The sequence below is a fragment of the Dermacoccus barathri genome, assembly GCF_015070805.1.
GTDB lineage: Bacteria > Actinomycetota > Actinomycetes > Actinomycetales > Dermatophilaceae > Dermacoccus > Dermacoccus abyssi.
On record NZ_JADCTK010000003.1, the window covers coordinates 434,286 to 461,136 of the forward strand.

Consider the following 26,851-nt stretch of genomic DNA (forward strand, 5'->3'; position numbering starts at 1 on the left):
AGGCGCACCTCGAACCGCAGTCTCTGGACGGGGGCGTGCTCTGAGCGAGGACGTGGGCCTATGGTCCAGGCATGCGTGACGCCCCACCGAATCTCCCCCAGTTGTCCAAGGGCGAGATCGCCACGCTTCAGTACGAATTCACGTGCGCGGACAGCGCGACGAAAGGCCGCATCAACCGGGCCTTGAATCGCGGTGAGGTGCTCACGGACCCCGACGATCTGCGCACTCAGATCGCTCTTCTCGGAAAGGCCCGCTGGTGGCGCATCTGGGCTCGCTGGGTGTTCCTCGTCCTCGCGGTGCTGCAGGTCGGGCGCGTCGCTCTGGACCCGACCGACGTCCCCGCGTGGATCGCCTTCGTGGGCATGATGGGCGTGGCCGCTTTCACCCTCCGAGAAGGTGCTGGCCGTAACGCCGTCGAGCGCAAGCTCGGGCTGACGAAGGAGTACTTCAGATGACCGTCGAGAACGGCACCACCCCACCCCGCGAGATGACGCGGATGGAGGCGTCGCGGTTGCTCGGTGAACGCGACGCGATGCCCACCGCAGAACGCAAGCGCATCAAAAGGGCAACGCACGCGCGTCGCAGGCTCGACGATCCGCATGAGCGCGACCTTCAGTGCGCCGCGCTCCTCAAGGAGCACGGTTCGCGGCGACTGACCGCAATCACACTGGTGGTCGGCCCTCTCGTCATGCTTTTCAGCCTGGTGACCACCGTCGCCGACGGCGAGAGCTTCGGTCTGCGGGACGCACTGGCCGTGATCGTTCTCGCGCTCGCCCCGTTCGTGTTCTGGCAACTGTGGCGTCAGCGCTCACTCGAACGGCAACTCGGTCGAACGCCGGAGACTGACCTGACCTGACGCGGTTGTACCTGCGAGCGACGCCGCTCAGTGAGCCGTCGGCGCTCCGTCGTCCTCACGCACGGCGTACGGGCCCACGCCGATGAGCATTTCGGCCAGCTGCAGCGCGTTGAGCGCAGCGCCCTTGCGGATGTTGTCGCCGCAGACGATGAAGTCGAGCGTGTGCGGGTTGTTCTCCACCTGACGCACGCGCCCCACCCACACCGGGTCGGTACCGATCGCGTCGACGGGCGTGGGCCAGTCGACGCCCTCCTCGTCGGGCATGACGATGGCGCCGTTCGCGCCCTCGGTAATGGCACGACGAGCGTCACTCGGCGTCACCTTCTTGTCGAAACTGACGTGCAGCGTCGACATGTGGGTCGTGACGATCGGGATCTGCACGCACGTCACCGCCACCTTGAGGTTCGGCAGCTGCAGCACATGACGCAGCTCGTGCTTGATGTCGGTTTCCTCGCTGGCCCACCCGCGGCCGGAGTGTCGCCCGATCCACGGCACGACGTTGCTCACGATGGGCGCAGGGAACGGCGAGTCGTCCGGTAGATCGGCGACGTACCGGCGCACGTCACCGGGCATCTGCCCGACGCGCGGGTTGCCGGTGAGGGCGCCCACCTCCGCGAAGAGCCGCTCGGCGCCCGCGCGGCCGGCACCCGTGACGGCCTGCAGCGACGTCGCCGTCACGTGCGTGAGATTCCAGTGCTCGTGCAGCGTGGCGAGCACCGGCAGCATGATGATGGCCGGGCCGCAGGGCATCGCGACGATGCCGCGCGGCCGGTTGTCGATGGCGCGCGAGTTGACCTCGGGCACGACGAGCGGCACTTCGGGGTCGTCACGGAAGGCCTCGGACGTGTCGACGACGAGCGAGCCCGCCGCCGTCGCGAACGGCACCCACTTGGCCGAGACCTCGGGCGGCGTGGCGAAGATGACGACGTCGACGCCGTAGAAGCTCTCGCTGTCGAGCGCCTCGACCTCGACCTCCTCGGCACCCACGAGCAGGCGACGCCCGGCGTCCTTGTCCGAGCCGAGCAGACGCACGTCCTCCCAGGCGTCGACGCGGGTCGACAGGATCTCGAGCACGGCCTGACCGACCAGCCCCGTGGGGCCGACGACGGCCAGGGTGGGACGTTGCGACTGAGTCGAGTTCACGCCTTCGAGCATAGGCGCGCAGCCTGGGAAACTACTCTCCGGCAGCGATGAGTTCTGCGATCTGCACCGTGTTGAGCGCGGCACCCTTGCGCAGGTTGTCGTTGCTGATGAACAGCACGAGGCCCTTGTTGCCGTCGACCGAACCGTCCTGGCGGATGCGCCCGACGTAGCTCGCGTCCTTGCCGGCGGCGACGAGCGGCATCGGCACCTCGGTGAGCTCGACGCCGGGGGCGTCGGCGAGAAGTTCGCGCGCCTGCTCGGGCGTGATGTCGCGCTCGAACTCGGCGTTGACCGACAGCGAGTGGCCGCTGAACACGGGCACACGCACGCAGGTGCCGGCGACCGCGAGGTCGGGCAGCCCGAGGATCTTGCGCGACTCGTTGCGCAGCTTCTGCTCCTCGTCCGTCTCGTTCGTGCCGTCGTCGACGACCGAGCCGGCCATCGCAAGAACGTTGTAGGCGATGTTGGCGACGTACTTGTTCGGCGCGCCGAGGTCGACGGCCTCACCGTCGAGAGCGAGCCTCTCGAGGTCGGCCTCCGCGCCCTTGCGGATCTGCTCGGCGAGCTCGCGCACGCCCGCGACACCGGAGCCGGAGACGGCCTGGTAGGTCGAGACGACGAGGCGCTTGAGGCCGGCGGCGTCGGCCAGCGGCTTGAGCACCGGCATCGCAGCCATCGTCGTGCAGTTCGGGTTGGCGATGATGCCCTTCGTCGCGTTCGCGATCTCCTTGCCGTTGACTTCGGAGACGACGAGCGGAACGTCGGGGTCGAGGCGCCACGCCGAGCTGTTGTCGATGACGGTGACGCCCGCTGCCGCGAACTTCGGCGCGAGTTCCTTCGACGTACCGCCACCTGCGGAGAAGATGGCGATGTCGAGGCCGCTCGGGTCGGCCGTGGCGGCGTCCTCGATCGTCACGGCCTCGCCGCGGAAGGTGACGTGCTTGCCCGCACTGCGCGCCGACGCGAACAGGCGCAGGCTGTTGATCGGGAAGTTTCGTTCCTCGAGCAGTTCGAGCACGACGCCGCCCACCTGGCCGGTGGCACCGACGACGCCGACGTTGAGTTCCTTCGCCATTTCGTTCTCCTCCGGGCGCGACGCGCCCTCACACAAGTCTTGGGGTGGGCGCCTCAGCGGCCGGTGCCGCCGTAGACGACCGCTTCGCCGTCGGCGTCGAGGCCGAAGGCGCTGTGGACGACGCGCACGGCCTCGTCCAGTTCATCGTCACTCGTGACGACGGAAACGCGGATCTCGGACGTGGAGATCATCTCGATGTTGATGCCGGCGTCGGCGAGCGACTGGAACAGCGTGGCCGAGACGCCCGGGTTGCTGCGCATGCCGGAGCCGACGAGCGAGAGCTTGCCGACCTGGTCGTCGTACTGCAGCTGCTCGAAACCGAGCTCGTCCTGCATCGCCTTGAGCACCTCGACGCCGCGCCCGGCGTCCTCCTTGGGCACCGTGAAGGAGATGTCGGTCTTCTTCTCCGTGCCGGCCGAGACGTTCTGGACGATCATGTCGACGTTGATGCCGACACCGGCGATCGCCTTGAACACGGCGGCGGCGCGGCCGGGGCTGTCCGGGATGCCGACGATCGTGATCTTGCCTTCGCTGCGATCGTGAGCCACACCGGCGATGATCGGGTCTTCCACGGAGTCTCCTTCTTTCTGGTTCACGACCCACGTGCCCTCGTGATGACTGAACGAGCTGCGCACGTGGATGGGAAGGTCGAAGCGGCGGGCGTACTCGACGCAGCGGAGCATGAGCACCTTCGCGCCGGACGCGGCGAGTTCCTGCATCTCCTCGTTGGTGATGCGGTCGATCTTGTGGGCCGTCGGCACGATGCGCGGGTCGGCGGTGAAGATGCCGTCGACGTCCGTGTAGATCTCGCACACGTCGGCCTTGATGCCGGCGGCGAGCGCGACGGCGGTGGTGTCGGAGCCGCCACGGCCGAGGGTGGTGATCTCGTTCGTGGCCTGGCTGACGCCCTGGAAGCCCGCGACGATGACGATGTGGCCCTCGCCGATGGCCTCGGTGATGCGGCCCGGCGTGACGTCGATGATGCGGGCCTTGCCATGCTGCGCGTCGGTGATGACGCCGGCCTGGCTACCGGTGTAGCTGCGTGCGCTGTGGCCGAGGTTGGAAATGGCCATCGACACGAGCGCCATCGACATCCGCTCGCCGGCGGTGAGGAGCATGTCCATCTCGCGGCTCGGCGGGGCCGGGCTGACCTCGGCGGCGAGGTCGAGCAGTTCGTCCGTCGTGTCACCCATGGCCGAGACGACCACGACGACGTCGTTGCCGGCCTTCTTCGTGTCGACGATGCGGCGGGCGACGCGCTTGATGCTCTCGGCGTCCGCCAAAGACGAACCGCCGTACTTCTGGACGACGAGGCTCACAGTGCTGCTCCGGGGGTCGACTGCTTCGGGCGCTTTCGAGTGTAGTGATGGCGCCCCGCGCGTTTTTTCGACGCTCAGATGCTGGTTGGTACGGAACGGGCCGGGTCGACGGCACGGGCGATCGGGCCGCGCCACACGTCGCCGTGGCCCGGGACGATGACGTCCGCGTCTACGGCTGCGAGGGCGTCCAGCGCGGCCAGAGCTCCGGCGTCGGAGGCGTTGAAGACCGACGGCAGGAGGTGCGGGGTGTGCGCCGCGGTGAGCGGGTGCGCCGTGACGAGGGCGTCACCCGTCGCGAGGACGCCGTGTTCGGGGAAGAAGTACGCCGTGTGACCCGGCGTGTGACCCGGTGACGCGACGGGCACCGGCCGTCCGGGAAGGTCGAGCGGACCGGCGTCACTCCACGTCTGTGCTCCCCGCAGGGGTTCGTCGTGGAGCGCGCCGCTTCGCATGACACGCCCCAGCCACATGGCGACGTTGGGGCGCCACGCCATCCGCATGAGCTCCGAGCGCGAGCCGGGTTTCTCCTGCTCGCCGGTAGCCAGCGGTAGCTCCTGCGCGGCCATGAGGACGGGAACGTCGTGCCGGCTCAACAAGCCCTGGAGTCCACCGATGTGGTCGATGTGCGCGTGCGTGACGAGGACGGCACCGATGTCGCCGAGGTCGTGGCCGATGCTGCGGAGGTCCGCTTCGAGGCGCGCGATGTCTGCGGGGTACCCGGCGTCGACGAGGGTGAGATCGGAGCCGTCGCGTACGAGCATCCAGTTGACGTCGGTACCGCGCCCCAGCCACATACCGTCGGCAACTTGTTCCACGACGACCCCCGGGGTGCGCGATGCGTCACTCCGATCGGACGCGCCTGAACTCAACCTACGAGTTCACGATGCGTCAAGGGGCGTAAGCGATCGGTCGCTCGAGAGGCGGATGGCGGCCTCGGCGGAAGTCCGCGAACGGAAGGGTTCGGGGAACGTCAGGCGAAGACGCGTCGGCCCTCGAAAGCGCGGCCGAGCGTCACCTCGTCGGCGTACTCGAGGTCGCCGCCGACCGGCAGGCCGGACGCGAGCCTGCTCACCTTGATGCCCATGGGCCCGATCTGGCGCGCGAGGTAGCTCGCCGTCGCTTCGCCGGTGTGGTTCGGGTTGGTCGCGATGATGATCTCGGTGAGCGTGCTGTCGCCGAGTCGCGCCATGAGTTCGGTGACGTGGAGGTCGCCCGGCCCGATGCCTTCGATCGGGTTCAGTGCGCCGCCGAGCACGTGGTAACGCCCACGGAACTCTCGGGTGCGCTCGATGGCGACGACGTCCTTGCTCTCCTCGACGACGCAGATCATCGTCGTGTCGCGCTGCGGATCAGCGCACACGCGGCACAGGTTGCTCTCGGCCACGTTGAAGCAGATCTCGCAGAAGTGCACCGTCTCCTTGACGCGTAACAGCACCTCGGCGAGGCGCCGCACGTCGTCCTCGTCGGCCTCGAGCAGGTGGAACGCGATGCGCTGAGCCGACTTCGGGCCGACGCCGGGCAGACGACCGAGCTCGTCGATGAGGTCTTGAACAACGCCTTCGTACACAAGGAGAAAGGTTACGCGCCGCCACCGACACCCGTGAGCACCCGCGCGACGACGCGCTCGTAACCCCGCCGTGCGAGAGGGGAAGCCAGGGTGGCCGCGAACGTGCCGAGCGGGGTGAGCGGACCTCGCAGCCACGGCACAGCGATCGTCTGCCGCCACTCGACGCGGGTGAGCTCGTTCCCGCCGTCAGCGCTCGGAGCGTCCGGGCGAACACCGCCCGTGGAAACCGGACGGGTCATGCCGCGGGCATCGGTAAGGGCGGGAAGCGGCGTGAAACGGACGTCGACCACTCTCCCGATGACTCGGCCGACCTTCTCGAACACGAGCAGGCGCCCGGGTTCGGCGGCGCGCACGATCATGACGTCGTCGAAGCCGCACGGACCGAGCGCCGTTCGTGCCACGAGCCGCGAACCGACGCGCAGGTTCTCAGGTTTCGGGCCGCTCACGTTCGTGAACGGCACCGCCACACCGTGACGTTCGCTGTCGGCCACACGGCTCCACGCCTCCGGCGCGGGGAGGTCGCACTCGAGCGTGAACGTGAAAGCCGCTTTGGGAAAGCACGCGTGCGGGCCGCCGCCGTCATCCCGGTCGCGCAGCAGAGCATCGGTTCTGCCCCCCCACCGGGTCAGTTCGGCGCGAACGATTGCGCCGACTTCCGATCAACCGCGTGCCGAGCCGCCCGGACCTCATCATCAGGAGCCCTGGTCGGGGCCTTCCTCCTTGATGACCGTGCCGCCGAGCACCGACTTGATGACGGGCAGGCCGACCGCATCGGAGTTCTCGATGTCTTCGTCGTCGATGCTCGCCGACGTGTCGTCGTACGCCGAGCCGCCGTTGACGCGACGCGCATCCTCCTGCTTCTGCGCTGCCTCCCGGGCTGCCTTCTCAGCGCGCTGACGCGGCGTGAGAGTTCGTCCGTCGTCGACCGCGCCCTGCGTGGGCTGGGGCGTGGGAGACGCGAGGTGCCCGGCGGCCTGAGGGTCGGCTGCGGCAGCCGCCTGACCGTCGGGGGTCGCCTCGTCGGACGCCGAGTCACCGGAGGGTTCGCCGCCAGCAGTCTCCTGCGCGGCTCCGGCCCCGAGCTCCGACTTGGGTGGCAGCGGGTCGTAGACCGCCTCGACGTCGGTTTCGGGCTCCTCCTCCATCCAGTCAGGAGTCGGCTCGTCGGCGTCAGCGGGGCCCGCGTCGACCTCGGGCGCCGGTGAGGGCGTGGCAGAGGCAGTCGATGACGGCTGCGCCGGCCCGTCGTTACCGGTTGCCCAGTCCGGTGCGGGCGCGGCCTGCGAGGACCAGTCGCCGTCGGAGTCGGAGCCCCACGCGCTGCTGCGCGCGGCCGCCGTGGCGAGACCGGCGTCCTGTGACGGCGTGGCCGCCTCACGCGGTGTGCCGTGCGCGGGCGGGTCACCGGCCTGCGCGGGATCGACAGGAACGTGACCTGTCGTGCCCGAACCCTGGTAGCCCGTCCGTTCGCGCCAACCGCCGGGTTTGCCCTGCGACTGCGCCGGGGCGCTCGAGGGCGGCTCGGCCGGAGCAGGCTGCTGCCCACGTGCCTGAGCGCCGTCGCTCGGCGAAATCCATTGCTCGCCCTTCGAAGGGGAGTTCCACTGGCCGCCCTGGTCGGAGCCCGCCGACGGCGAGTTCCACTGGGCGGCCCCCCGCTGTGCCTGCGAGCCCCCGCCCTGTGACGGCGACTGCCACGGCTCGGCGGGCTGCTCACTCTGCGGTTGCGCCTGTGGCGCACCGCCGTTCATCGCGCGCGCTTCGACCGTGACGTCGACACCGATGGCCTCGATGAGGGCCTGACGCACGACCTCGGGGTGCTGCCCGCGCGACATGGTGGCCGCAAGGCCACTGCTCGACGCTCCGAGCACGAGGCGAGCGCCGTCGAACTCGAGCACCTGCGCGTTCTGGCTCAGCAGTGTCCACGTGACGCGCTTGATGCGGAAGATGCGATCGAGTACGTCCGGCCATGCGCGACGGATGTCGTCGGTGGACATGCCACCGCGCCCGCCGCCGGATGCCGACGTCGGCTGCTGCGGCGCCTGCGACTGCTGGGACTGCGATGCCTGCTGCGCCTGTTCGCCCTGCCACCCCGGGCCACCGGCCCGCTGGGACTGCTCGAACTGACGCTGCACCTGCTCGCGCTCGGTCTCGTCGACACCGCCGCTCGGGCCCGACGGAGCACCCGCGGCCTCGTCGTCGCGCGCAGCGGCCTGGGCCCGCTGGCCCTGACGCTCGGCCTCACCCCCGCGTTCGTCGCCCGAACCGCGCGCACCGTCGTCACGCGACGCAGCACTCCGATCGGCCTGGTCGGCTTGAGCGCGCGGCCCTTCGCTCGGCGCAGCCGACGGGGCCTGGGACACCGCGCCACTCGGCGGACGCACAGGAGCCGGGCCACCGGGCGAAACAGCCGGCGCGTGCTGCACCGGGCCGGCCGGCGAGCGCGGCGGCAGTTCGCCCATGTCGAGGCGTCGTTCCATGCGGTCGAGGCGCGCCGCGTAACCGTCGAGCCCCGCGATGCCCGGCAACAGAACGCGCGCACACATGAGTTCGAGCTGCAGACGCGGCGAGGTGGCACCCGTCATCTCGCTCAGCCCCGCGTTGATGACGTCGGCCGCCCGCGAGAGCGCGCCGTCGCCGAAGGATGCTGCCTGGCTGCGCATCCGCTCGAGTTGGTCCTCCGGAACGGCACGCAGAACGGCGCCCGCCCCCTCGGCGACGGCCCGCACGACGATGAGGTCACGCAGACGCTCGAGAAGATCCTCGACGAACCGGCGCGGGTCGGCACCCGACTCGATGACGCGGTCGATCTGACGGAACACGGCCGCGGAATCGCCCGCCGCGAAGGCTTCGATGATGCCGTCGAGCAGCTCGTCGTCGGTGAACCCGAGGAGGCCCGCTGCGCCCGAGTACGTGAGGCCCTCGGGCCCGGAGCCCGCGATGAGCTGGTCGAGCACCGACAACGAGTCACGCACCGAACCGCCGCCCGCGCGGGTGACGAACGACAGCACGCCCGGCTCCGTGGCCACACCCTCGGCGTCGAGAAGCTGCTCCATGTAGTCGGTGAGCTTCTTCGGTGGCACGAGCCGAAACGGGTAGTGGTGCGTACGCGAACGGATGGTGCCGATGACCTTCTCCGGCTCCGTCGTCGCGAAGACGAACTTCACGTGCTCCGGCGGTTCCTCGACGATCTTGAGCAGGGCGTTGAACCCCTGCGGCGTCACCATGTGCGCCTCGTCGATGATGTAGATCTTGAAACGGCTGCTCGCCGGACCGAACGACGCGCGCTCACGCAGGTCACGCGCGTCGTCGACACCACCGTGCGACGCGGCGTCGATTTCGATGACATCGACCGAACCCGCACCTCCGCGCGCCAGCGCCACACACGAATCGCACACGCCGCACGGCGTGGGCGTGGGGCCCTGCTCACAGTTGAGGCAGCGCGCGAGGATGCGCGCGGACGTCGTCTTTCCGCACCCGCGTGGGCCGGAGAACAGGTAGGCGTGATTGACCCGCCCGGTGCGCAGCGCCTGCATCAGCGGTTCGGTGACGTGCTCCTGGCCGATGACGTCGGCGAACGTCTCGGGGCGGTAGCGGCGGTAGAGGGCCGTTGTCATGGCGTCAGCCTAGTAGTGGCCACCGACAACCCGATGTTTCCTGGACATGCGGGCACAGGGGCCGCGGCGACCGCTCATCATCGGGGCGGGGAATGCGATTCGCGGACGCCGCCGGGTGCCCGGTAGAGTACGAGCAAGCCCCCCACGTGGTGGTACCTCTCCGAACTCCCCCAGGGCAGGAATGCAGCAAGGGTAGGAGAGCTCTTCCAGGTACGTGGGGGGCGCTTACATGCCCCGGCAGACTCCCCGCGCGAGCGCACACGCCGCCCTGGCCATCGCACTACGGCAACGCCGAACGTCACTCCGTCGAGAGCTTCGCGCGCTGCACCTCGAGCGCCATCTCGCCCTCGACGTCGATCTCTTCCGGCGCGCTCACGCCGACGCCGTTGACCTTCGGCGACAGGTGTCGCTCGACGACGATCGTCACCCACGCAGCCACGGCGCATCCCGCGACGAGCGCGACGGCGTACCACCCGGCGAGTGCGTGCCCGATGAGCAGGCCGGCGAACGGCGGACCGACGATCTCCGCGATGTGGAAGGCACCGGCAGAGGCCGAGTTGTAGCGGCCGCGCAGGTGGTCGGGGGCGAGGTCGTTGACCATCGCGGGGAGCGTCGGCTGCAGGAAGGTCTCACCGACGCCGAAGATCGCGGCCGAGACGCACACGAGCACCGAGGCGAGTACGACGTTCGACTCCCCCGCCAGGCCGGCAACGCCGAGCACGCTCCACGAGATCGCCCACAGCACACACATGACGAGCAGGGCGCGGGTGCGTCGGCGTCCGGCGACGAACTTAAGCACGAACAGCTGCGCCACGACGATGACGGCCGTGTTGGCGGCGTACGCCCACCCGAGCACCTGGGTGGAGATGTGCGCGACCGTCCGCGAGAACGCCTGGAACCCGACGCCGAACTGGGCGTAACCGATGAACGCCGTGACGAACCCGAGCACGACGAGCAGCCGCATCGCCGGGTCGCGCAGCACGAGTCGGTACCCGCCGCTGACCGGCATCGCGCCGTCGTCGCCCGACGAAGCGCCGTGCGCCACCGGGCCGCCGTAGCGCCGCAGCGGGCCGAGGTAGAGCATCAGCGGAATGAGGAACGTGACCGCGTCGATGTAGTAGATGCGCTCGAACGTCCCGGGGCGCTCCACGTCGACGACGGCGCCGCCCAGCATCCCGCCGATGCCGAGCCCGAGGTTGAGCAGCGTGAAGCTGAGCCCGAAGTAGTGCTGACGTTGGTGGGTGGGCATGACGGTGGCGACCATCGCCTGCACCGCCGGGAAGATGACGCCTGTAGCCAAACCGGAGCAGACGAGCGACGTCGCAGCCACGGGCACGGTGAGCGCGTTGGCCATGAGCAACTGCGCCACGATCTCGAGCGACACCGCGGCGATGACGACGCGGCGCGCACCGAAGCGGTCGATGAGCACACCGCCCGGTCCGACAGCGAGCAACCCGACGATGGCGGGTAGCGCGAGGAGAACACCTGCCGTCTGGAGTGAGAAGTCACGCACCTCGTGGAGGTAGACGACGGCGAACGGCATGATGAGGCCGGTGCCGACGAAGTCGAACACGAGACTGGTGAGCATCCACTTCGCGGGGCGTGGCAAGTCGCGGAACATCGAAGCGGAGGGCACCGACCAATGGTGCCAGCCCCGCGACCTCAGGCGACACCCGGCTCCCACGTCGCCCCAAGACACGCGAAGGCCCCGAGACGCTGAAGTCTCGGGGCCTTATCGCTGTGTGGCGGAGGATATGGGATTTGAACCCATGAGGGGTTTCATCCCCAACACGATTTCCAATCGTGCGCACTAGGCCACTATGCGAATCCTCCGCCGGAAACCTTACTGCAAACCTGCGTTCAACTCCCAATCGTGCGGCCGTGGCGCACCCGGGGAAGCGCTCCTGGGGCCGGTAGACTGACGACGCATCGCGCGTGCGATGACACCCGCCCCTCCAAGGTCGATCAGGAGCCTGCCGATGCCTCGTTACCGCGCTGCGGGCGCCGCCTGCCTCGCCATGGCGCTCACGGTGACGTTGGGGGCCTGCAGCAGCAAGGAAGAGCCGAAGAAGAAGGCTGCGCCCACCTGCCCGGCCGGCAACCCGAAGCCGTCTCGCACCGTCGCCTGGCCGACGATGTACGCCAACGTGTACAACGCGAGCGACTCCAAGGGTGAGGCGGCCACAGTCGCCAGGCGCCTCGGATGGCGAGGACTCAACCTCCTCGAGGTGGCGAACGACCCGCTCGCCGACGACCGGCCGACACCGAAGTACGCGGAGATCCGGTACGGCAAGTCCGGGCGCACGATCGCCCTCAACCTGGCCACTCAGATCCCGCACGCCAACCTGTACCAGGACGAACGGGCCGACCCGACGGTCGACGTCGTCATCGGCAACGACTTCACGCTGACGCCGCAGCCGCCGCGCCCCATCAAGGACGTCAAGGTGGCCGTGTTCAACACGACCTTCCAGAGCGGACTCGCTGCGACGGTGAGCAACCAGCTGGCCAAGCAGGGCTTCCACAGCGAGGCGAAGGCCAACGATCGCGCCTACTACCCAGACGACACGGCCGTCATCGTCTACGACGAGGAGGGCCTGCCCGACGCCCAGCGAGTCCAGATGAGCATCCCCGGCTCGCGACTTCTGCAGGACGAGAAGGCGAACGTCAGCATGACGGGTCGCGACGTGCGCCTCTACCTCGGGTCGAAGTGGCTCAAAGGCGGCAAGGTGGCCCCGCTCTCACAGGCGACGAAGGCTCCGGGCTCCTCACCGACACCGAGCTGCTGAGGTCGCCGTTCACGCCTCACCTCGACGGTTCAACGGACGAAGCGGGTCGCACCCCCTAAGGCGCGGCCCGCTTCGTCCGTGGGGAAGACGCGTCAGCGACGGCGGCCCGTGCCGAACAGGCTGCGGGTGATCTCTCGGCCGATCTGTGTGCCTGCGGAGCGCATGAACGACTTGAACGCGCTGGAGCGCACGACCTGGCTCACCATGCCGGGCTCCTCCTTCGGCTTCGCTGCTTCCTTCGGAGCGGCTTTGGGCTTTTCCTCGGCGTTGTCGCTCTCGGCGGGAGCCTGGGCGAACTTGTTCTGAAGACGCTCGTACGCGGATTCGCGGTCGACGGCCTCGGAGTACTTCGAGGCGAGGGCGGAGGCGCCGATGACGCGATCCATCGTCTCCTCGCTCGCCGGGGCCATCTTCGACGTCGGTGCGAGCATGCGGGTCCACGCGACCGGCGTCGGGGCGCCCTTCTCGGAGAGCACCGTGACGACGGCCTCGCCGGTGCCGAGCGTCGTGAGGAGCTCCTCGAGGTCGTACCCACTCTTCGGGAAGGTACGTACGGTGGCGTTGAGCGCCTTCTGATCGTCCGGCGTGAACGCGCGCAGCGCGTGCTGCACCCGGTTACCGAGCTGACCGAGAACGCCGGCGGGGACATCCTTCGGGGTCTGCGTGACGAAGAAGACACCGACGCCCTTGGAGCGGATGAGACGAACGGTCTGCTCGATCTGGTCGACGAACGCCTTGCTCGCCTCGTCGAAGAGCAGGTGCGCCTCGTCGAAGAAGAAGACGAGCTTCGGCTTGTCGAGGTCGCCGGCTTCCGGGAGCTCCTGGAACAGGTCGGCGAGCATCCACATGAGGAACGTGGAGAACAGCGTCGGCTGCTCCTGGACGCTCGGCAGTTCGAGGCAGGTGATGATGCCGCGACCGTCAGCGCCAGTACGCAGCAGGTCCGAGGTCTCGAACTCCGGCTCACCGAAGAACGCCTCGGCGCCGCCGTCGGCGAAAGCGATGAGATTGCGCAGGATGACTCCGGCCGTGGCCGACGAGAGACCGCCCAGTTCCTTGAGATCGGCCTTCCCCTCGTCGGACGTGAGGTGAGTGATGACGGCGCGCAGATCCTTGAGGTCGAGCAGCGCGAGACCCTGGCTGTCGGCATAGTGGAAGATCAGCCCGAGGCTCGACTCCTGGGTCGAGTTGAGGCCCAGCACCTTCGACAGCAGCGTCGGGCCGAACGATGTGACGGTGGCGCGCACGGGAACACCCTTGCCCTGACCGCCCAGCGCGAGGTACTCGACCTCGAGGCCTTTCGCCTCCCACGTCTGACCCACGTCGGACGCACGCTGCGCGACCTTGTCGTTCGACTCGCCTGGCTCGGCCAGACCCGAGAGGTCGCCCTTGATGTCGGCCATGAAGACGGGTACGCCGTTCGTGGCGAGCTGCTCGGCCATGAGCTGGAGGGTCTTGGTCTTACCGGTACCGGTGGCTCCCGCGATGAGTCCGTGACGGTTCATCATCGCGAGCGGCAGACGCACCTGGACGTCTGGTGCTGCAGTGCCGGCGTCGACGGCAGCCCCGAGGTCGAGCGAGCCGCCCTCGAAGGCGTAACCCGTGCGGATGGCTTCAAGCTGATTGTTTTCGCTCACGCGGCGACAATATCCGGCGCGTGTGTGCACGCGCAGTAGACGACGCGCATAAAATGAGCCCGTGATCTTCAAGGCCGTCGGCGACTCGCGCCCCTACCCCGACCACGGCCTCGTGACGCCCAAGGACTGGTCGCCGATCACGCCGCGTGTCGTCCGCCTCGCAGATCTGACGACCACCCGCGCCACGCTCGATCTCTCGGCCCTGCTTTCGCAGGATTCGACCTTCTACGGGGACATCTTCGCGCACGTCGTCGCCTACAGCGGCGAGCTGTACCTCGAGGACGGCCTGCACCGCGCCCTGCGCGCCGCGTTGCAGCAGCGTTCCACGTTCCACGCCAGGGTGCTTTCGCTGTGAGCTACGTCCGCGACAACGGTCTCGAGCGTGCCCGCCGTCGGCGCGAGCGGCGCTCGTTGGCGATCCTGACGCTCTGCGCCCTCCTGGTCATCGGCTCCGTCGTCTTCGCCGCCACGTTCATGTCCCAGCCGAGCAAGCCGAAGGCCGGCGAGTGCCCCAGCGGCACGACGACATCGCTGCCGCCTCAGGCCACGTTCCCCGTCAACGTCTACAACGCGGGCGGGCCGAAGGGCGCTGCCGGTGACGCCGCCGACGCCTTGCGCACGTACGATTTCAATGTCGGCACGGTGAGCAACGACCCATACAAGAAGAAGATTCCCAACGTGGGCGAGATTCGGTTCGGTCCGGGCGGAGCCCAGAACGCCAAGAAGTACGTCGAGCCACGCGTCCCGGGCGCGAAGCTCGTCCAGGACGGGCGCGACGGCGCTGGTGTCGATGTTGTCGTCGGCCCGCAGTTCCCGACGCTCGAGAAGGCCGCGGAGAAGCCGTCCGCCTCACCCAGCTGCTCCTGATCAGCAGCCGGCTTACGACATTCCTCACGCCCCGGTCATCCCGTTTTTGACTCAGTGACCCACTGTTGTAATCTTTCTGGCGGTGGCGTGTCCGAGCGGCCTAAGGAGCACGCCTCGAAAGCGTGTGTGGGGGTGACTCCACCGTGGGTTCAAATCCCACCGCCACCGCCAGATACGAATGGACCCCCGCCCAGGACCAGCGACGAAGTCGCCCTGGGTGGGGGTCCATTCGTATCTGATGAAGCACGGGGGATTTGGGAGGAGTGACGCGCGAGCGAGCGACAGCGAGCCCCGCGCGTCACGACGGCTCCCACCGCCACCGCCAGATACGAATGGACCCCCGCCCAGGACCAGCGACGAAGTCGCCCTGGGTGGGGGTCCATTCGTATCTGATGAAGCACGGGGGATTTGGGAGGAGTGACGCGCGAGCGAGCGACAGCGAGCCCCGCGCGTCACGACGGCTCCCACCGCCACCGCCAGATACGAATGGACCCCCGCCCAGGACCAGCGACGAAGTCGCCCTGGGTGGGGGTCCATTCGTATCTGATGAAGCACGGGGGAGAAGGCCCACCGCCTGTCGATCGGACCACTCGACGGACCGATGAAGCCCACTCCAGCCACTGAGGACGCACCCTCCACCCATAGGGAGGGGCCACACACCCCAAAGTGCCCCTCATTTCCACCAGATCGAAAAGTGGGGACCAAGGTCCCGTCACGCCGCTTTGCGCGCACTCGGGGCCGACAATCCCCCGACGTGACGGGCAAAACGGGCCACCTCACCACAGTTGGACGATTTTCCAACTCCGCGAAACGGAACCCGTTTCGCAGCGCATCCGGGCGATCTCAGCAAGAAGTCACTGTACTCTCTTCCGCCCGCCAACCCGGGGGCGTCCGGTATATTGACCAACAATCAACCATCTGGTTTCTTCAGAGCCTTGCGATCGGGCTGCCACCCATTGTTCGACCAGGGCCCAGGACCCAACAGGGATTCGGACGACCGTCCAAATATTCGCGTATCGTGTGCCATGCCAACGGCACTCGGCGTGGGACCACCAGTCAGCATGATCGCTCGCAGGCGGCACGACCGCACTGCAAGCCCCACAGGAGGATGTTTCATGGCCAAGAACGTGCGTCAGCGCATGATCGTGGGCGCTTGCGACCTGTTGTCGCGACGCGGCCTCCAATCCACCTCGTTCGCGGAGGTCACCCAGGCAACGGGCACCCCGCGCGGCTCGATCTACCACCACTTCCCCGGGGGAAAGCAGGAACTCGTCCTTGCTGCTCTCGATGCAAACGCAGAGGCCTTCGTCGAGAAGATCGGCTCCATCCGCCGCGCCAACCCCGAGCAGTTCGTTCGTTCGGTGCTCGACGGCTACCGCGCGTACGTTCTCGACGGCGAATTCGGAGTGGGTTGCGCCGCCACCGCCGTCACCGTCGCAGCGGAGAACACCGAACAGCTCGACCGATGCGCCGTGGTCTTCGCCACGTTCGTCGACACCCTGAGCGACGGCCTCCGCGAGTGTGGCGTCGAGCCCGAGGCTGCCCGCTCCTTCGCCACCCTCGCCCTCTGCGCCCTCAACGGTGCCACGACCGTGGCACGCGCAGCCCGCACGGCTGCAGCGCTCGACACCGTCGAGCACCACCTCATCGATCAGGCGCGCACGCTTCCCCGCGTGCACGTGGCTGCCACGGCCTGACGCCTCTCCGGCACGTGAAAAGCGGCCGGTACCCGCTCGGATGAGCAGGTACCGGCCGCTTTCTGCGTCCGGAGGAGCCTCGAATCAGCCCTCGGTCGAACGCGTGGGGCGCTGGCCGAGCTCCTCGTCGAGGCGCAGGAGGCCGGGGCCGTCGTCCTTGATGAGTTCGACGCGACCGACGATCTCGCTGACCGTCGCCTCTTCCTCGATCTGCTCGGTGAGGAACCAGTTGAGCAGCGGACGCGAGTCGAGGTCACCCTCGGAATCGGCGGAGCGGTACAGCTCGCGGATCGATTCCGAGACCTTCTTCTCGTGCGCGTAGGCCGCTTCGAAGGCGTCGAGCACGGTCGAAACCTCGACGCTCGGAGCCATCTGGGAGCCGATCTTCGGGTGGTTGTCGCGGTCGAGCAAGTGGTCGATGAACTTGTTGGCGTGGACGATCTCCTCGTCCGCCTGGTGCCGCAGCCACGCAGCCATGCCCGGGAGGTCCATAGCGTCGAGCTCGATGGCGAGCTGGCGGTAGACGATCGAGGCCTCGAACTCGAGGGTGATCTGGTCGTTGAATGCCTTTTCGAGATCTGCGCTGAGCTTCATATCTGCATCGTGCCACTTCATTCGGCGTGGCGCAGGTGAGACGAGGCAAGCCTGACCAACCGCCCCGTCCCGCGCGGAGCTTCGTCACATAGGCTCGAAACATGCTCGCTATCACGCTGCCCGAGTTCGGTGACGAGAGCGTCCTCACTCCCGCCGACGTCGACACGCCCAGCCCCGCAGACCTCGCCGGCGACGAGGTGCTCATCCGCGTCGCGGCTGCAGGCGTCAACCGCGCGGACCTCATGCAGCGTCAGGGTTTCTATCCGCCGCCGCCCGGCGAATCGGAGCTTCCGGGGCTCGAGGTCTCCGGCACGATCGAGGCCGTCGGAACCGACACGCTGGGGTGGAAGGTCGGCGACGAGGTCTGCGCGCTCCTTGCCGGAGGCGGTTACGCCGAGTACGTCGTGGCCCCGGTCGGCCAGATCCTGCCGGTCCCCCACGGCATTGACCTCGTCACCGCAGCAGCGCTCCCGGAGGTTGCCTCCACCGTCTGGTCGAACGTCTTCCTCACGGCCGACCTCCAACCCGGCGAACTCGTCCTCGTCCACGGCGGCAGCAGTGGCATCGGCACGATGGCCATCCAGCTCGCCAAGGCGTCCGGCGCCCGCGTCGCCGTGACGGCCGGCTCGGCGGAGAAGCTCGCCGCCTGCAAGGCGCTCGGAGCAGACATTCTCATCAACTATCGCGAGGACGACTTCGTCGACGCGATGGACGCCGAAGGCGGTGCGAACGTCATCCTCGATGTCGTCGGAGCCAAGTACCTCGAACGCAACATCGCGGCTCTCGCGCCAAGCGGGCGGCTCGTCGTCATCGGCATGCAGGGCGGGACGAAGGCCGAACTCGACCTGTCGAAGCTGCTCGCCAAGCGTGCGCAGATCACCGCGACGGGTCTGCGCTCACGCCCGCGCGAGGAAAAGGCCGCCATCGTCGCGCACGTGCGCGAAAACGTCTGGCCGCTCCTCGAATCCGGCGCGGTGCGTCCGATCGTGCACGCCACCTACCCCCTCACCCGGGCGGCCGACGCCCACCGCGAGCTCGCGGCGTCGCAGCACATTGGCAAGGTGATCCTCACCGTCTGATCGCACAGCCACTCCGTTGACCGAGCCCACGACGAGCGCATTGCTCGCCGTGGGCTCGTGCGTGTCGCCCTTGCGCCCTCATCGACATACCCGGTATACATCTCCATACCGGGTATACATACTGCGTATGCGCGGACGGAACGGGAGCAAATCCAATTCGTCGTCTCGGGGAGGGAACGGCGAACCGGACCGATCCTCACGGAGGGAACGAAGATGAAACCGACACTCGAGTTGCGACACGTCAGCAAGACCCACACGTCACCGGCCGGTGACGTCCATGCTCTGCGCGAGGTCGACCTCGCGCTCTACCCGGGCGAGCTCGTCGCCGTCATGGGGCCGTCGGGCTCGGGCAAGTCGACGCTGCTCAACATGGCCGGGGGCCTCGACGCTCCGACCTCCGGTGACGTACTCGTCGGCGGCACCTCGATCGTCGGGCTGCCGCAGCGGGAGATGGCGGCGCTTCGCCGTACGCGCGTCGGATTCGTCTTCCAGGACCTCAACCTCGTCCCGGCACTGACCGCCGCCGAGAACGCCGCCCTGCCTCTCGAACTCGACGGCCTCAGCACCCGCGACGCCCGCAAGGCCGGCATCGCTGCGCTCGCGTCGGTCGGCCTCGAGGATCTCGCCGACCGCTACCCCGAGGAGATTTCGGGCGGCCAGCAGCAGCGCGTCGCGATCGCTCGGTCGCTCGTCGGCGACCGCAGCCTCGTGCTCGCCGACGAGCCGACCGGTGCCCTCGACTCCGTCACCGGCGAAGAGGTGCTCATGGTGCTGCGTGACCGCTGTGACGCTGGCGCTGCCGTTCTGCTCGTCACCCACGACTCGCGTCACGCCTCGTGGGCCGACCGCATCGTCAACCTGCGTGACGGTGCCGTCGTCGACGTCGTGGGCGACCTCCCGGAGGGCGCCGAGACGAGCGAGCAGGTGACGTCATGACGAAGTCCTCCCGCGTCCCGGCCCGCCGCATCGCCGCCGCATCGCTGCTGCTCACCCTGATGGGCGCCGGCGCCCAGGTCGCTACCGCGAGCGCCGAGCCCGCCCACGCCGAGCCTGCCGGGCCCGTCGCCGTGAGCACGTGGGCACCGACCCACGGCACGCCGTCGGCGGCGACGGCCGAGGACACGGCCTACCTCGACGGTGTGCTTTTCGATTCCACGAGCGCTCAGATCGTGCTCGCTGCGTCCGCCGCCGGCGCTCTCGTCATGGCGGCCCGGGCCGCCACCCGCAAGGAGGGCTGACATGTCTGCTCCCCTCAGCGGTTGGCGCCTACCCCTCCGTCTCGCCTTACGCGACCTCAAGCGCTACAAGGGCCGCTCCGCTCTCGCCGCACTGCTCATCTTCCTGCCCGTCGTCGTCATGGCCGCGGGACTCACGGCCATCGCCACGGTGGACATCTCGCCCGACGAGGACGCCGCGATGCGCTCCCGGGGGGTCAGTGCCGTCGTGACGGTCAACGACGAGCAGGCATCCGGCGCGCGGGCGATCACGGCCTTCCCGGCCTCGGGTCGCAAAGTCACGCAGGCCGAGCCCCCCACTGCAACCGAGATCTCGCGCCAGGCCGACGCGCCTGCCATCGGCCTCAGCGAGGAGTACGGCGTCTTCTCGCCGGTACCGAACGGGTCAGGTTTCACGGCCACGAGAGGCTCGGTGGTGCTCACCGACCTCACCAGCCCCATCCTGCGCCAGCAGTTCAGGATCAAGGAGGGGCGGGCTCCCCAGCGGCCGGGTGAGGTCGTCATCACCGACTACGGACGGATCATCGGCCTGCCCACCAGCGGCCCGCTGGGCATGCGCGTGCACGACGGTAGCGCCAGCCCCGTGACAGTGGTCGGGGTGACCAGCGCCGGAGTGCCCGGCGTCGCCGTCGTCGGGCCGGCACCCGAGGGCGTTCGTCCGACGAACGTGAGCTTCCTCGTCTCCGACTCCCGGGCGTGGAGTTCTTCAGAAGCTCGGTCGTGGCAGAAGTACGGCCTCACCGTGAGCGCACCGGGTACCGCCATCGAGGAAGAAGTCGCACCCACGGCCACCGACCCCGGTATGGCTCTCGGCATTGCCGTCGGCACGATGGCGTTCGTCGCCGTGACGGCGCTGCTCGCCGCTCCCGCCTTCGCTGCGAGTGCCACGCGTCAACGCCGCACGCTCGGGCTCGTCGCCGCCAACGGTGGTACGCGCGGCATGTTGCGCCGCATGGTCATGGCCGAGGCGATGCTCCTCGGCGCCCTGACGGCCGTGGTGGCCACGCTGCTCGGCACCGCGCTGGGCGCCGCTGCCGGTCACTTCATCCGGGTCCGCTTCTACGGCATCACTCCACCGATCGACATCCGCGTCAGCTGGATGCTCGCGATCGTCGCCGTCGCGACGTTCGCCTCGCTCGTCGCGGCATTCGCACCGGCGATGGCAGCCGGCCGCACCAACCTTCTCGCGGCTCTGCGCGGCCAGGTCTCGTCGCGCACGGTCAAGCGACGCCTGCCGGTCGTCGGCGTCATCGGTGTCGTCATCGGGACGCTGTGCCTCTACCGGGCCGTCACGCTCGACAATGACGACACCTCTCAGCAGACGCTCCTCGCCTACGTCGGCGTGCCACTGTTCTTCGGCGGCGCCGTCCTCGCCGTGCCGTACGTTCTCATGGCCGCCGGCAAACTGGCGGGGCACCTTCCCCTCACGGCACGCATCGCCGTGCGTGACGTCAGCCGTCAGCGCACACGGGCCACCGCGTCCGTGGGTGCCGTGCTGGCCACGGTGGCCGTGTGCACCGGCGTCACCGTCCTCGCGTCCAGCGTTGACGCGCACGAGCGCGCCACGTACACGCCGAGCATCCCGATGGGGACCGGACAGTTCACGAACTACAGCGGCATCGGCACACAACCCCGCACGCAAGCGGAGGTCGACGCAGGCCTGGCCGCGGCACGCCGCATCGCGTCGCCGATCGTCCCCCTGTGGGTGAACAGGGACAACGGGGAGAAATTCATCGGCTTCGCCGAGAGTTGTCCCACGGCCGGTGATTACCTCGACTCGGCGTCGCTGGAGACCACGTACATCGACGCCAGCGGCATGGACCGCCTCGGTCTGAGCGAGACACAGCGCTCGGTCCTTGAGAGCGGCGGGGTACTGCTCTCGACAGGGGCCAAGAGCTCGGTCTCGGCGAAGATCCTGACTCCGGCCCGTCAGGGCCCCCACACCATCACGCTGAAGCGCTTCGTGGCCGAGTGGAGCGACACCGGCCGAACCAAGACCAGCTCGTGCACGCCGGTTTCGCTCGAGGCGGCCCCGATTCCCGAGAAGCGGATCAACGACACGATGAAGACCGACCGTGGCACGACGGCGATCATGTTGCGTTCGACCGCCGAGAAGCACGAGGTGCCGACGGAGATCTATGCCCTGAACGTCGCGCCGGCAGGAGGTATCGACACGCGGATGGAAGCGCAGCTCAAAGCTGCAGCCCCGTTCGGCCTGGATCTCTATGTCGAGCGCGGCTACTCGAGCCCCATGAGTCAGATTCTGCTCGCGCTGACGGCGCTCGCCGCACTGCTCGTCATCATCACAACGGTCATCTCGACCCTGCTCAACGATGCCGAGTCACGCGCCGACGCGGCCACGCTCGCCACGGTCGGAGCACCGCTGGGGATGCGACGCCGCATCGTCGGCGCCCACGCCGCGGCGATCGGATTCATCGGCAGTGTGGTCGGCATCGCCATCGGTCTCGTGCCTGGCCTCATCCTGGCGCGGGACGCCACCGGAACGGCTTACACCGAGACCGGCGCCACGAGCGTCCCCGGAACCTATGTGGTTCCCTGGTGGCTGCTGCTCATCCTGCTCGTCGGCGTGCCCCTGCTCGCCGCGGCGATCTCGATGACGTTCGCCCGGCGCACGCCGCCGCTGACCCGCCGCGAAGCATGAGGAGGCTGTCATGAGTGTTCGTAACAGTCTTCTCGCCCTTCTCGACTCCCAGCCGATGTACGGCGCCCAGCTCAAGGCCGAGTTCGAGGCTCGCACCGGCGGTCAGTGGCCGCTGAACATCGGTCAGGTCTACACGACGTTGGGGCGCCTCGAGCGCGACGGTCTCGTCGAGGGCGCCGGTACGCCGGACGCCGACGGGCGCATCCCCTACCGGCTCACCGACGCCGGCCGCGCCGAGGTGCTCGGCTGGTGGGATCAGGCGGTGCCGCGGGACGTCACGCCCCGCAACGAACTGGCCATCAAGTTGGCCCTCGCCGTGACGATGCCGGGCGTCGACGTTCGGGCTATCGTCTCGGCGCAACGGGCGGCGACGTTGACGCACCTGCGCGAACTCAACCGCTCGAAACCGCGCCGGTCGTTCGGTGAGACCCCGCCTGGTGTGGGCGCCGACGAGCTCGTCCTCGAGTCGCTCATCTTCGCCGACGAGGCCGAACTGCGCTGGCTCGATTACGTCGAGGAGCGACTGGCGCGCAGCTGACCCCTGCGCGAACCACACCGTGCGCGGGTCCGGGTCACACCGGGCCCGCGTTCGTGTGTTCGGTATCCGGCGCACGCTCGGTGGCCGTGCACGGCGCCGGGCCGACAAAATAGGAGTCATGTCCCGGCTGACCATGCTCCTCGTCCCGCCCGAGGTGCGGCGCGTCGCGCGACGCCGTGGCGTGACGAAGAGGCGCGTGGCCGACGAGCTACACACCTTCGTCGAGGTGAAGCCCTCTCCGGGACGCTGGAAGGTGGCTGCGCACATCACGACCTGCGTGACCCTCACCGTGCTCACGCTGTCGCTGATCTTCGGTCCGAAGATGGGTTTGCTCGGCCTCACCGGAACGTTCCTGTGCACCGTCAGCGTGCGACGCACGTGGCGCCATCGCGTCACGATCCTCGCCTCGATGACACTCGCCTACGCCCTCGCCCTGACCATCGGCGTGAGCGTCGCGGGCAACGCGCTTCTCACCACCCTCGCCCTGACGGCGATTGCCGGCGTCAGTGTGTTGCTCTACCACGCGCTCGTCGGCGACCCGCCCGGGCCGGTGTTCCTCACGATCGGCCCGGCCATCGGCACCTACCTGCCCACGACAGGCGTGGCCGGTTCGACGTTCGTACTCGCCGCGTCCCTGGGCGCCGTGATGTCGAGCACACTCAGCCTCGCGCTGCAGTGGCCGTTCCGGCACACGCCCGAGGACGAAGCCGTCGAGGATGCGCAAGAGGCGTGCGACGAATACTTCGCCACCGACCCCGACGGCGACTTCGTCGAGACGGGCCGCCTGCGCGACGCCGCATACGGCTCGATCTTCAACGCCGCGTGGGCCGTCGCGTTCGCCGCAGGGCGCCGCAACCGCAACCCGCACCTGCGTGATCTCACGGCGCAGGTGCGCAAGATGCACATCGGCGTCGTCCAACGCACCGCCGCCACCCGCCTGCCCGACGCCGACATCGCCGTCCCGACGATGCTCCAGGCGCGCTACCTCGGGCGTCCGCCGCGGCGTTACCTGCTCGAGTGGGGGCTGTCCCGCTCTTCCCTGCCCTCGCTCATCGCGCGCCGGGCCGCGCTCGCGGTGCTCGCCACCTGCGTCATCGCGTACGCCCTCGGCGTCTCACACCCGTACTGGGCCGTCATGACAACGGCGCTGCTCGTCTCCCTCAACGGTGACCGACTCTCGCTGACGCACCGCGCCGGCCACCGCTTCGTCGGCACCGTCGTCGGCGTCGGCCTGTTCTTCCTCGTCAGTCTGGCCGGACCGACCGACTGGTGGGTCATCGTCATCGCGCTCGTGTGCGTCTTCCTCCTGCAGTGGTCGGTCGTGAGCAACTACGCGCTCGGTTCGATGTTCATCACACCGATGGCGTTGCTCGTGGCCTCCGTCGGCTCGTCGCACGCACCAACGACCGAGTTGATGCTCGACCGCGTCTTCGAGACGGCGCTCTCGTGCGCCATCTGTGTCGTCATCTTGTGGGCGTTCGCGCGACGTCTGCCGATCCGTTTGGTGCGCAGGCAGTTCCGCCGCTCGCTGCGAGCGCTTCAGCGCGTGCTCGTGCTCATGGCCGACGGCCAGCAGGATTCGGACCGGGGCGTCGCCGCCCGGCGGGATCTCGTCTTCGAACAGCTCGAGGCCGACCACGTGCTCGCGATGGCGGCCACCGATCTGCCGCACACCCTCGGAACCTGGGAGGAGGTGGAGGCCAGCCTCAACTCCACGTCCTACGTGACGCTCGCCGCGTGCTGGACCGCGGACCCACTCAAGCTGCTCGACGCCGAAGCGATGAGCGCCCGCCTCACGCGCCTCATCCACGATCTGCCGCCGATCTCGACGCAGGTCGTCGACTCCACCACGGTGGCCACCGGCCTCGACGAGGTGCTCGCGGTCGGGCTCGCGCGCCGCAGCTGACGCACTACCCGGAGTTCTCGTCGTCCCTCTCGACGACGAACCGTACGACCTCGACCACCGCGTCGTCCGGCATCTCGGCGTAGTAGTTACGTCGCAGAGCTTCCACGAACTCCCGCATGTCGGTGCCGGGCGGAGCGTCCGCCTGCTCGGCCGTGAGGGTCGCTGCCGCGTGGCTCGTGACCGACTCGACCCGGCCACGAAGACTGCGAGCACCGAAGGCGAACCGGGCAGCGCCGGGTGCGATGTTCTCCTTCCATCGCACGGTGGTGGCCTTCGTGCCGACGCTCACGGCGTCGAAGTATCCCTCGGCGAAGTCGACCTGCTGCATGCCGCCAGGATGGCACTCGGCGCCCACGAGGTGGGCGAGATCCCGACGTGTTCCCGACCGATGCACGAACGCGCGAGAAGCGACGATCGCTTCCCGCGCGTACGGTGCGCCTGTGAACTCGTGGTACGTCAGGCGGCCTCGGCCCGCTCGGAGCGGCTCAGCCGACCGTCGACCATCTCGTACACGGAGTCGACGGCGGTGAGCGTCGGCAGGTCGTGCGTCACCATGAGCGTCGCGACGCCGGAGTCACGCGTCACGTCGCCGATGAGGCGCATGACGGCGGAGCTGCGCTCGGAGTCGAGCGCCGACGTCGGTTCGTCGACGAGGAGCAGCTCGGGTGAGTTCATGAGCGCCCGGGCGATACCCACGCGCTGACGCTGACCGCCCGACAGCTGCGCCGGACGACGGCTCGCGGCGTCCTTGAGGTCGACTGCCTCGAGCAGTTCCATCGCGCGATCCTGGACGGCCTTGCCCTTGCGCCCGTCGAGGCGGGCCACGGCTTCGAGTTGTTCCGCGGCGGTGAGCGACGCGATGAGGTTGCTCTGCTGGAAGACGAAGCCGATCGACGACAGGCGCACCGCGGCAGCGTCCTTGCGCGACAGGCCCGAGACGACACGGCCGCCGATCGCGACGCTGCCCGAGTCCGGCGTCTGCAGCAGACCCGCCACGGCGAGGAGCGACGACTTACCCGAACCGGACGGGCCGGTGACGGCGGCGAACTCGCCGGGTCCGACGCTGAGGCTGACGTGGTCGACCGCGGTGATGCGGCCGGCGCCGTCGGGGAAGGTGAGAACGGCGTCATCGACGATGAGGCTCATCGTGCAGCTCCTAGCGCTGAGTTGGGGTCGACGGTCGCGATGCGGCGCAGGCTGACGAGCGCGCCGAGCAGACCGAGAACCATGAGAAGGACGAGGGGGACGAGGGTCGTCGTCGGGCTGACGACGAAGGGGACGACGTCTCGGGCGAGCAACCCGCCGACGGTCGCGATGAGCGTGCCCAGGCCACCGCCGATGAGGAGGAGAATCGCGGCCTGGCCGAGGGCGTCACGCACGAGGTAGCTCGTGCGGGCACCGATCGCCTTGAGCACGGCTAGGTCCTTCGTGCGCTGGATGGTCCAGATCGTGAAGAACGCTCCGACGACGAGGGCCGAGACGAGCATGAGCATGACGCGCATGAGAGTGAGCGAACCGTTCTCGGCCTGGTAGGCGGAGATGGTGGACAGGGAATCGTTCGGTGTCATCGCCACGAGGTCGCTCTGCTTCTCGAACGCTGCAGCATCGAACGAACCGTCGGTCTTCAGCAGGGCGAGCGAGGTGCCGCCCGCGGTCTGGACGCCCGCAGCCTTGGCGTCGGCCTGTGTCATCCAGACGACGGGAACGTGCTGGTAGGACGCGTCGTCGCTCACCGCCTGAACGCGAACGGACTTGTCGCCGAACGTGATCGAGTCACCGGCCGCGACGTTCGCGTCCTTGCCGAGGCCCGAACCGACGACGACCGAGCCGGGACGAACGCCCGACGGCGCGGCGAACGATCCGTCCTCGACGACGAAGACCGTGACGGCCGAGCGGACACCGTCGACGCTGACGCGGCTCTGCGCGATCGCCAGTGACGTCGCCTCCGTGACGCCGGGCTGGTCGGCCGCGTCCTTCACCGCGGACGACGCGACGCGAGAGGAGTCGAAGCCGACCTTCTGCCCCTGGGCCGGCTGCGAGAAGGCGATCTGGGAGACGCCGCGATCCGGCATCGTCGAGACGGCGGCAACGCTCTCACGCCCGAGGCCCGCCGCGAGCCCCGTCAGCATGACGACGAGCAGCGTGATGAGAGCGACTACGCCGCCGATGAGCGCGAACCTGCCCTTGGCGTGGAGCAGGTCGCGGGATCCGAGAAACATCTCAGCCTTTCCGAACAAGAGGTGCGGGAGTGAATGCCTCCATTCCATCGCCGT

25 protein-coding genes, 2 tRNA genes and 1 other RNA gene are annotated in these 26,851 nt (G+C 68.7%); 14 read left to right on the forward strand and 14 right to left on the reverse strand.

What is annotated here, in order from left to right:
• Positions 1–71 precede the first annotated feature (71 nt).
• The gene (locus IM689_RS07760) at positions 72–455 is read left to right on the forward strand and encodes a hypothetical protein (protein ID WP_193643528.1); all 384 of its coding nucleotides are present in this window, start codon (positions 72–74) and stop codon (positions 453–455) included.
• A complete protein-coding gene (locus tag IM689_RS07765; RefSeq protein ID WP_193643529.1) occupies positions 452–856 on the forward strand; it encodes a hypothetical protein in 405 nt (134 codons plus the stop codon). The genes IM689_RS07760 and IM689_RS07765 overlap by 4 nt, the downstream gene beginning before the upstream one ends.
• Positions 857–883: 27 nt before the next feature.
• Here IM689_RS07765 and IM689_RS07770 read toward each other — a convergent pair whose 3' ends face one another.
• The 7 genes from IM689_RS07770 to IM689_RS07800 all read right to left on the reverse strand — a co-directional run bounded on the left by IM689_RS07770 (position 884) and on the right by IM689_RS07800 (position 9,577).
• Complete coding sequence (locus IM689_RS07770; RefSeq protein ID WP_319803836.1) at positions 884–1,999, reverse strand: aspartate-semialdehyde dehydrogenase; 1,116 nt, start codon at positions 1,997–1,999, stop codon at positions 884–886.
• Positions 2,000–2,030: 31 nt separating this feature from the next.
• A complete protein-coding gene (locus IM689_RS07775) occupies positions 2,031–3,074 on the reverse strand; it encodes an aspartate-semialdehyde dehydrogenase (protein WP_193643531.1) in 1,044 nt (347 codons plus the stop codon).
• A 53-nt stretch (positions 3,075–3,127) separates the two neighbouring features.
• Positions 3,128–4,393 (reverse strand): aspartate kinase, encoded by a 1,266-nt coding sequence (locus IM689_RS07780; protein ID WP_118914340.1) that lies wholly within the window; start codon positions 4,391–4,393, stop codon positions 3,128–3,130.
• 74 nt (positions 4,394–4,467) lie between these two features.
• Entirely contained in the window at positions 4,468–5,208 is a 741-nt protein-coding gene (locus tag IM689_RS07785) for an MBL fold metallo-hydrolase (protein WP_193643532.1), read from the reverse strand.
• 155 nt (positions 5,209–5,363) lie between these two features.
• Complete coding sequence (recR, locus tag IM689_RS07790) at positions 5,364–5,960, reverse strand: recombination mediator RecR (RefSeq protein WP_047312527.1); 597 nt, start codon at positions 5,958–5,960, stop codon at positions 5,364–5,366.
• An 11-nt stretch (positions 5,961–5,971) separates the two neighbouring features.
• Positions 5,972–6,451, reverse strand: coding sequence for a hypothetical protein (locus IM689_RS07795; RefSeq protein ID WP_193643533.1), 480 nt, complete (start codon positions 6,449–6,451; stop codon positions 5,972–5,974).
• Positions 6,452–6,652: 201 nt separating this feature from the next.
• Positions 6,653–9,577, reverse strand: coding sequence for a DNA polymerase III subunit gamma and tau (locus tag IM689_RS07800; protein WP_227484588.1), 2,925 nt, complete (start codon positions 9,575–9,577; stop codon positions 6,653–6,655).
• Between the two features lie 134 nt (positions 9,578–9,711).
• Here IM689_RS07800 and ffs point away from each other — a divergent pair.
• Positions 9,712–9,806, forward strand: an RNA gene (gene ffs / locus IM689_RS07805) — signal recognition particle sRNA small type.
• Between the two features lie 69 nt (positions 9,807–9,875).
• On the opposite strand, the gene IM689_RS07810 is transcribed toward ffs, so the two are convergent.
• Together IM689_RS07810 and IM689_RS07815 are read right to left on the reverse strand one after the other, a co-directional pair.
• Positions 9,876–11,213 (reverse strand): MFS transporter, encoded by a 1,338-nt coding sequence (locus tag IM689_RS07810; RefSeq protein ID WP_193643534.1) that lies wholly within the window; start codon positions 11,211–11,213, stop codon positions 9,876–9,878.
• A gap of 107 nt (positions 11,214–11,320) precedes the next feature.
• Positions 11,321–11,410 (reverse strand) — tRNA-Ser (locus IM689_RS07815).
• Between the two features lie 146 nt (positions 11,411–11,556).
• On the opposite strand from IM689_RS07815, the gene IM689_RS07820 reads away from it, so the two are divergent.
• Positions 11,557–12,363 carry a LytR C-terminal domain-containing protein gene (locus IM689_RS07820; protein WP_165357913.1) on the forward strand — a complete coding sequence of 269 codons (807 nt, stop codon included), beginning with the start codon at positions 11,557–11,559 and terminating at the stop codon, positions 12,361–12,363.
• A 92-nt stretch (positions 12,364–12,455) separates the two neighbouring features.
• Here the strand turns inward: IM689_RS07820 and IM689_RS07825 are convergent, their stop codons facing one another.
• Positions 12,456–14,000 (reverse strand): helicase HerA-like domain-containing protein, encoded by a 1,545-nt coding sequence (locus IM689_RS07825; RefSeq protein ID WP_193643535.1) that lies wholly within the window; start codon positions 13,998–14,000, stop codon positions 12,456–12,458.
• 61 nt (positions 14,001–14,061) lie between these two features.
• On the opposite strand from IM689_RS07825, the gene IM689_RS07830 reads away from it, so the two are divergent.
• The 4 genes from IM689_RS07830 (at position 14,062) to IM689_RS07845 (ending at position 16,564) form a co-directional block, all read left to right on the forward strand.
• Positions 14,062–14,355, forward strand: coding sequence for a type II toxin-antitoxin system VapB family antitoxin (locus IM689_RS07830; RefSeq protein WP_047312530.1), 294 nt, complete (start codon positions 14,062–14,064; stop codon positions 14,353–14,355).
• A complete protein-coding gene (locus tag IM689_RS07835) occupies positions 14,352–14,867 on the forward strand; it encodes a LytR C-terminal domain-containing protein (RefSeq protein WP_193643536.1) in 516 nt (171 codons plus the stop codon). Before IM689_RS07830 ends, IM689_RS07835 begins: the two co-directional genes overlap by 4 nt.
• Positions 14,868–14,948: 81 nt before the next feature.
• Positions 14,949–15,038, forward strand: a tRNA-Ser gene (locus tag IM689_RS07840).
• Positions 15,039–15,982: 944 nt separating this feature from the next.
• Complete coding sequence (locus IM689_RS07845; protein WP_193643537.1) at positions 15,983–16,564, forward strand: TetR/AcrR family transcriptional regulator; 582 nt, start codon at positions 15,983–15,985, stop codon at positions 16,562–16,564.
• Between the two features lie 84 nt (positions 16,565–16,648).
• Here IM689_RS07845 and IM689_RS07850 read toward each other — a convergent pair whose 3' ends face one another.
• Complete coding sequence (locus tag IM689_RS07850; RefSeq protein ID WP_047312532.1) at positions 16,649–17,158, reverse strand: ferritin; 510 nt, start codon at positions 17,156–17,158, stop codon at positions 16,649–16,651.
• A 101-nt stretch (positions 17,159–17,259) separates the two neighbouring features.
• On the opposite strand from IM689_RS07850, the gene IM689_RS07855 reads away from it, so the two are divergent.
• From IM689_RS07855 to IM689_RS07880, 6 genes are all read left to right on the forward strand, one after another.
• Positions 17,260–18,237 carry an NAD(P)H-quinone oxidoreductase gene (locus IM689_RS07855; RefSeq protein WP_193643538.1) on the forward strand — a complete coding sequence of 326 codons (978 nt, stop codon included), beginning with the start codon at positions 17,260–17,262 and terminating at the stop codon, positions 18,235–18,237.
• 213 nt (positions 18,238–18,450) lie between these two features.
• Positions 18,451–19,173 (forward strand): ABC transporter ATP-binding protein, encoded by a 723-nt coding sequence (locus IM689_RS07860; RefSeq protein ID WP_193643539.1) that lies wholly within the window; start codon positions 18,451–18,453, stop codon positions 19,171–19,173.
• Positions 19,170–19,475, forward strand: a complete 306-nt coding sequence (locus IM689_RS07865; RefSeq protein ID WP_193643540.1) for a hypothetical protein — start codon at positions 19,170–19,172, stop codon at positions 19,473–19,475. Before IM689_RS07860 ends, IM689_RS07865 begins: the two co-directional genes overlap by 4 nt.
• A 1-nt stretch (position 19,476) precedes the next feature.
• Entirely contained in the window at positions 19,477–22,134 is a 2,658-nt protein-coding gene (locus tag IM689_RS07870) for an ABC transporter permease (RefSeq protein WP_193643541.1), read from the forward strand.
• 10 nt (positions 22,135–22,144) lie between these two features.
• Positions 22,145–22,672 (forward strand): PadR family transcriptional regulator, encoded by a 528-nt coding sequence (locus IM689_RS07875; RefSeq protein ID WP_047312535.1) that lies wholly within the window; start codon positions 22,145–22,147, stop codon positions 22,670–22,672.
• 118 nt (positions 22,673–22,790) lie between these two features.
• A complete protein-coding gene (locus IM689_RS07880) occupies positions 22,791–24,578 on the forward strand; it encodes an FUSC family protein (RefSeq protein ID WP_193643542.1) in 1,788 nt (595 codons plus the stop codon).
• A 4-nt stretch (positions 24,579–24,582) separates the two neighbouring features.
• Here the strand turns inward: IM689_RS07880 and IM689_RS07885 are convergent, their stop codons facing one another.
• From IM689_RS07885 to IM689_RS07895, 3 genes are all read right to left on the reverse strand, one after another.
• Entirely contained in the window at positions 24,583–24,906 is a 324-nt protein-coding gene (locus IM689_RS07885; protein WP_118914321.1) for an ASCH domain-containing protein, read from the reverse strand.
• Positions 24,907–25,034: 128 nt separating this feature from the next.
• Complete coding sequence (locus tag IM689_RS07890) at positions 25,035–25,724, reverse strand: ABC transporter ATP-binding protein (RefSeq protein WP_193643543.1); 690 nt, start codon at positions 25,722–25,724, stop codon at positions 25,035–25,037.
• On the reverse strand, positions 25,721–26,797 hold the full coding sequence (locus tag IM689_RS07895) for an ABC transporter permease (RefSeq protein ID WP_193643544.1): 1,077 nt from the start codon (positions 26,795–26,797) through the stop codon (positions 25,721–25,723). Before IM689_RS07895 ends, IM689_RS07890 begins: the two co-directional genes overlap by 4 nt.
• Positions 26,798–26,851: the final 54 nt, after the last annotated feature.